We start from the raw sequence: 6664 nt of genomic DNA on the forward strand, positions 1-6664 counted from the left end.
GAGATGGGGAGATGGGGTGTATTAGATATCTCCCCAAATCCAATCATTAAATCAATTATTACCAATTTTTTATCAATTACTTCTCCACCAGGACCTATTTTTTGGAGATACGGTTAGGGCTTCTATAGAACATCTGTATTAAGAGAAAGTAATTTTGCGATTACTGTATAACCGGATTTTATATTAAAAGTCAAAATTCAAAAGTGATTTATGACTGAGTTTTTGCTGCTCAAATACTCCACAAATAGAATTTATATCATGTCCGCTGGTATCGGAGCTTGTAAAAGTTAGGGTGAATATCTACAGGAAATTTAAGTTTTTTTCTTGCTCATACAATCTTGAAAAATAGTCATTGCGACGATAGGAAGCAATCTCGCATAACTGAGATTGCTTTCCTTACGGAATGCTGCGCATTCATGTCGCGTTTCATGTGAAAAGCGCTGTAAGTATTCCTCTGTTGTCCTTCTTCCTTTGCCTCCGTAAGTCATGTTTTTTCTAAAGTCTCGTTAGATATATTCGTCAAATTATGCAATAAACGCATTTTTTAAATACATAAACCGCATCAAAATAAATATTTTGTAATATAAGCTACGAATTCTTTATTTGCCTTCCTCTAAATTGGTCAACAACAAATTCAAATAAAATTAGTTAAACAGATATGCTCAGAAAACATAGAATCTCTTAAAAAAGTTTTTCATCCTAGTAAACATCTCAAAAAAATAAATAATTAACTAAAAACTAGACCTAAAATTAGGTTTTGGCATAGAAATAAAAGTCTGTAAATAAGGAAAAATAGATGACTGGCACTATAGAAAGCCAAACAAAACTAAATAAGTTTGAGAAAATCAAAGCAGAAAAAGATGGTCTAGCAGTAAAAACAGAAATAGAACATTTTGCCAGAATAGGTTGGGAAGCAATAGACGAAACAGACCGCAACCACAGACTTAAATGGTTGGGTATATTCTTTCGACCTGTAACTCCAGGCAAATTTATGTTAAGGATGCGTATGCCTAATGGAATTATCACCAGTCAACAAATGCGAGTCTTGGCAGAAGTAGTCCAACGCTACGGGGATGATGGTAACGCCGACATTACCACCAGACAAAATTTACAACTGCGAGGAATTAGAATTGAAGATATTCCAGACATTTTCAATAAATTTGAACGAGTTGGTTTAACCAGTGTTCAATCTGGTATGGATAACGTACGAAATATCACGGGTTCCCCTGTTGCTGGTATTGATGCTAATGAACTTTATGATACCCGTGAGTTAGTACAGCAAGTCCAAGATATGATTACTGGTAATAGCAAAGGCAACCCTGAATTTACTAATCTACCAAGAAAATTCAATATAGCGATCGCTGGATGTGTTGATAACTCAGTTCATGCGGAAATTAATGATATTGCCTTTATTCCTGCCTACAAAAACGATAAATTTGGTTTCAATGTTCTGGTGGGTGGCTTTTTCTCAGCCAAACGGTGCGAAGCCGCTATTCCTCTAAATGCTTGGGTAGAACCGAATCAAGTTGTAGCCCTTTGCCGCGCTCTATTAGAAGTATATCGTGATTACGGACTCCGGGGAAATCGACAAAAATCAAGGTTAATGTGGCTCATTGATGAATGGGGAGTTGCAAAATTCCGCTCAGAAGTTGAGCAACAAATGGGGCAAATTTTAGAAACAGAAGCCCTCAAAGACGAAATTATCTGGGAAAAGCGCGACCACATTGGCGTTTATAAACAAAAGCAACCAGGGTTAAACTATGTTGGGTTAAATATTCCTGTTGGTAGATTTTATGCTGCCGATATGTTTGACATAGCTCGTTTAGCTGAAGTTTATGGCAATGGAGAAATTCGTCTGACAGTTGAACAAAATGTTATCATTTCTAATATTCCTGACTCTCGACTAGAAGCATTTCTAGCTGAACCCCTCCTAGAAAAATTTTCTATCGATCCTCAACCATTAACTAGAGCTATAGTTTCCTGTACGGGAGCGCAATTTTGCAACTTTGCCCTGATTGAAACTAAAAATCGCGCTTTGGCAATAGCTAAAGAACTGGAAACAGAACTATCAATGCCAAAACCAGTACGCATTCATTGGACTGGTTGCCCCAACTCTTGCGGNATTTCTAGCTGAACCCCTCCTAGAAAAATTTTCTATCGATCCTCAACCATTAACTAGAGCTATAGTTTCCTGTACGGGAGCGCAATTTTGCAACTTTGCCCTGATTGAAACTAAAAATCGCGCTTTGGCAATAGCTAAAGAACTGGAAACAGAACTATCAATGCCAAAACCAGTACGCATTCATTGGACTGGTTGCCCCAACTCTTGCGGACAACCCCAGGTTGCAGAAATTGGTTTGATGGGTACGAAAGCTCGCAAAGATGGAAAAATGGTTGAGGGTGTTGACTTATACATGGGGGGTAAAGTTGGTAAGGATGCTCAACTTGGTACTTGTGTTCAAAAAGGTATTCCTTGCGAAGACCTCAAACCAATATTAAGGAATTTGTTAATTGAGAATTTTGCTGCTCAACCAAAGTAAGTGTTTACTTGAAGTTGTTGAACGAGTCAATATGATAATTAGTAAAGACCGGAGAAGTATTTGCAGTAAGGAAAACAACTAAAGAGGGAAATTTATTTGTGATACAGTTTGCACTCATTGCCATTCTTTGAACAATTTGACTATTGGCTCGATCTAGCATTGATAAAATTAATCAACCACAGAACCAACCAATCAGAAAATCAGTCTCACACAAAAAATCTATTAATTTCAATACAAAACATTACTTTTATAACAACAAGGAGGAGCTTAACAATGTCTACTACAATCAATCCCTCAAATACTGGTTCTGAAACGGCAAAGTCTCTAGGTCTGAAAATCATATCTGTTATTGGCTTGACATTATTTACTGGCTTTTATGTAAACAGTTGGCAGCGTTCTTTAGGAGAATATGCTCAACAGCAACAAGCTGAAACTACTGTTGCTACATCAACTTCAGAATCTACATTGACGACATCAACTTCAAAAGTGAATACAGTATCAGAAGAAACTGCTCCAGTAGTAACTGAGGTAACTATGACAGTTCCAGAAACTCAAGCAAAACCAAAAATTACTGATTCAGATACCCTTGACAAATTAACCTCGGTACTATATAACCAGATAGACACAAGTTGGAAACAATATCCTACTTTTTCGGAAAATTTAGTCTATCGAGTTACAATGAATTCTGCTGGAAATATTGCTGAATATCAGCACGTCAATAAAGCAGCTTCCAAATATATTGCAGAAACTCCTTTAGAAAAATTGACTAATTTTACTACTACGAACCTAGAAGATGCTAGCAAAGCAACTGCAGAATTTTTAGTGATACTCACTCCCGATGGTGTACTTCAAGTTAATCAATGGATGGCTGAAGAAGGAGTGGAGGAGTAGAGGAGATGGGGAGATGGGGAGATGGGGAGAAATTAAAATATATCCTCTCGATCGCCAAATATTTTATTTATACCTAATCATTCGGAGATGATCTTAGAATATTTTTTTACCTTTAATTCCTATATCGCCTATATCCTATGGATGACTCCACTCCTCAAAAATCAATATCGCTGGCATTGATACTAAATGGGTTCTATACAAGCTGAATTAAGGGATGAATGTGAGTGGGATGGGCATCCTGCCTGTCAGAAAATATAAGGAACGGGCAAGATGCCCATTCCACAAAACTATTAAAATCACCTCGCATTTATGCAAGACCAAAAAATATTTAGAGGCTAAAGTTTAACTACAAACAGCCTCTAAATAATCAAAAGTAATATTCCTCCTCTTTTTGATAAATGCTCTTTACCCTATACGAGTATTAATCTCGTGATTTCTATAACCTAGTATAATTTACATAAAATATGTTAACAGAACTCTGGTCTTTTCGCGGTCGTTACCGCATCCTTCATTTAACTTGGTTTGCCTTTTTTCTCTCTTTTGTTGTTTGGTTTAACTTAGCACCATTAGCAACATCATTAAAAGCAGACTTAGGTTTAGAAACTTCTCAAATAAGAACTCTTGCTATATGTAACGTTGCACTCACAGTACCTGCCCGAATTATCATCGGAATGTTACTAGATAAATACGGACCAAGAATTACCTATTCACTCTTGCTGATGTATGCAGCTATTCCCTGTATTGGGTTTGCTCTTGCTCAAAACTTTAGCCAGTTGGTGATTAGCCGTTTGGCATTAAGTATTGTCGGTGCTGGTTTTGTTATTGGTATCCGCATGGTGGCTGAATGGTTTCCACCTAAAGAAATAGGTTTGGCAGAAGGTATTTATGGCGGTTGGGGTAACTTTGGCTCTGCTGGCGCTGCCTTCACACTTCCCACTATAGCTGCTTGGTTAACTTTTGGTTCCGGTGATGTTTTAAATTGGCGGTTAGCTATCGCTTTGACAGGTATCATTGCTGCACTTTATGGTGCGTTTTATTTCTTTAATGTTCAAGATACACCGCCTGGGAAAGTATATCAAAAACCGAAACGTGCTAGAGGTTTAGAAGTTACTACCCAAAAAGATTTCCTTTTCCTCATTTTGATGAATATTCCTTTAACGGGTGTTCTCTGTTTGTTAGCTTGNTTGGCGGTTAGCTATCGCTTTGACAGGTATCATTGCTGCACTTTATGGTGCGTTTTATTTCTTTAATGTTCAAGATACACCGCCTGGGAAAGTATATCAAAAACCGAAACGTGCTAGAGGTTTAGAAGTTACTACCCAAAAAGATTTCCTTTTCCTCATTTTGATGAATATTCCTTTAACGGGTGTTCTCTGTTTGTTAGCTTGGCGGTTGAGTAAAGTTGGTTTCTTATCCCAAGGTCAGCTTTATATTGTCTGGTTACTACTATTAGGTTTGTATGCTTTCCAAACTTATAACTGTTGGGCAACTAATAAAGAGTTAATTGCTGGAGAAAAACACTATCCTCCTGGCGATCGCTATAAATTTTCTCAGGTAGCAATTTTAGAATTAACTTATTTTGTGAATTTTGGTTCTGAGTTAGCAGTAGTTTCGATGCTCCCTGCTTTCTTTGAAAATACTTTTGGTTTGAGTAAGGCAATGGCAGGAATGATTGCTGCTAGTTATGCTTTTATGAATTTAGCATCTCGTCCTGGTGGTGGTTTAATCTCTGATAAGCTAGGTAGTCGTAAGTTAACAATGACAGTATTGACTGCTGGAATGGGAATTGGTTATCTGACATTTGGTCATGTAGGTGAAAGTTGGTGGTTGCCTGGTGCTGTTTTGCTCACAATGTGTTGTTCTTTCTTTGTCCAAGCGGCTGAAGGTTCTACTTTTGCGATAGTTCCCCTCGTGAAACGCCGAGTGACTGGTCAAATTGCTGGTAATGTTGGTGCTTATGGTAACGTGGGTGCAGTGGTTTATCTGACTTTATTTAGTTTGTTACCCGAAGGTGCTATCGGTAATAAGATTTTCTTTGAAGTTCTTGGAGTCCTGTCAATAATTGTAGCATTTGTCTGTGCTTTCTTCTTGAAAGAACCAGAAGGTTCATTTGCTGAACACCATGAAGGAGAAGAGGAAATGCAAATGGAATCTTTTCCTGTATTTGCTGAAGACTAAGGTTTGTTGGTTGCTGTCAACGCAGGAATTATCAGAAATTATATTGAGTGAATATAAATGATGACTAATAACTGATGAGTAGGTAAAGTTCCCAGCAATTTTAAATATACCTTAAATTGGTTCTATGGGATAGACCTGACAGCAGCCTACGCGATCGCCAATTTCTTAACTAGCTAACTGACTCTGCAAACATTTCTGGTAAACTTCGTAGTAGTCATACTCTGGATAACTTATCAACTCGTGCATTCTCAATTCTCAATTCTTAACCGTCAATATATTTATCTCATAACGCGCGGAAACTGCTGTATAAGTACCTATTTGTGTAAACAGTTTGCTAATATCTACTTCAATTTAAGTTTTTGGTAGTCCTGCATAGTAATGGTGATAATATATATTTTTTTCCCACACTTCCCACACTTCCTATACCATTACTATGCACCACCATCACGTTTTTTTCTTGTTTTAAACTTTCTTCCTTTTTATTTCTTCCTTCTCTGTTACTTTCACTAGATATCTCCAGAAAATAAACTTGCTCTTTAATTTAACATAAGCTAGACTTGTAAAAGTTACTTACAACATCATTTTTTGTATCTTTGGCGTGAAAATCTATTCCCTATTCCCTATTCCCTATTCCCTATTCCCTGTTCCCTACTCTTGCCAAAAGTCTATATCTTTTTCACCAGAGGTCTACTATATTTAATTGAATCAGTATTTATTAAAAGCAACACAGGTTAATTCCTCCGCAATTAGTGCTTAAAGCAACATTGAGAGTCTCCATAGATTTAACTAACCACCAAACCTTACCAGAAGTAGATCCTTGATAATGCTTAAACAGAATGGAAAACTTTTGTTCTAAATAAGGTTTGGCTTGGCGACAAAAGAGTACAATTTTCAATAATATACCAATAACTCTTATCGTCCCCAGATTATTAATTAAGTCATAAAAAACAAAATGTTTAGGTTGTTCTAGACTATCGATAACTATAAAATTTAATAACTTTTTACAAGTACCTAAAATTAGAAAATCATTGGGTTTATTACTATTATTTTTAGAC

Annotated in this window: 4 protein-coding genes and 2 pseudogenes; 5 read left to right on the plus strand and 1 reads right to left on the minus strand. The window is 36.8% G+C overall.

The annotated features are described in order from the left end of the window. Positions 1–796 precede the first annotated feature (796 nt). The 5 genes and pseudogenes from AFK68_RS43835 to AFK68_RS45450 form a co-directional block, all read left to right on the plus strand. Positions 797–2121 (plus strand): ferredoxin--nitrite reductase (locus tag AFK68_RS43835; RefSeq protein WP_094673712.1); only part of this gene is annotated, 1325 nt, incomplete at its 3' end. A 1-nt stretch (position 2122) separates the two neighbouring features. Beyond that, positions 2123–2540 (plus strand): annotated as a pseudogene (nirA, locus tag AFK68_RS45445) (ferredoxin--nitrite reductase); the annotation flags it as partial. A gap of 273 nt (positions 2541–2813) precedes the next feature. Continuing rightward, positions 2814–3431 carry a hypothetical protein gene (locus tag AFK68_RS16375; RefSeq protein ID WP_094673711.1) on the plus strand — a complete coding sequence of 206 codons (618 nt, stop codon included), beginning with the start codon at positions 2814–2816 and terminating at the stop codon, positions 3429–3431. Between the two features lie 464 nt (positions 3432–3895). After that, positions 3896–4614, plus strand: a 719-nt coding sequence (locus tag AFK68_RS16380; protein ID WP_143437946.1) for an MFS transporter, incomplete at its 3' end; no start/stop codon positions are given. A gap of 431 nt (positions 4615–5045) precedes the next feature. Further along, positions 5046–5609: an MFS transporter gene (locus AFK68_RS45450; protein ID WP_371357420.1), complete on the plus strand. Its 564-nt coding sequence runs from the start codon at positions 5046–5048 to the stop codon at positions 5607–5609. Between the two features lie 715 nt (positions 5610–6324). Here AFK68_RS45450 and AFK68_RS36910 read toward each other — a convergent pair. Further along, positions 6325–6664, minus strand: a pseudogene (locus AFK68_RS36910) (hypothetical protein); the annotation flags it as partial.

Source organism: Hydrocoleum sp. CS-953, from assembly GCF_002260545.1.
Taxonomy (GTDB): Bacteria; Cyanobacteriota; Cyanobacteriia; order Cyanobacteriales; family Microcoleaceae; genus Trichodesmium.

What these genes read in the sequence shown, in the direction of transcription:
- AFK68_RS16375 (WP_094673711.1), top strand. Translation starts at nt 2,814, where the DNA reads ATGTCTACTACAATCAATCCCTCAAATACTGGTTCTGAAACGGCAAAG.
- AFK68_RS45450 (WP_371357420.1), top strand. Translation starts at nt 5,046, where the DNA reads ATGCTCCCTGCTTTCTTTGAAAATACTTTTGGTTTGAGTAAGGCAATG.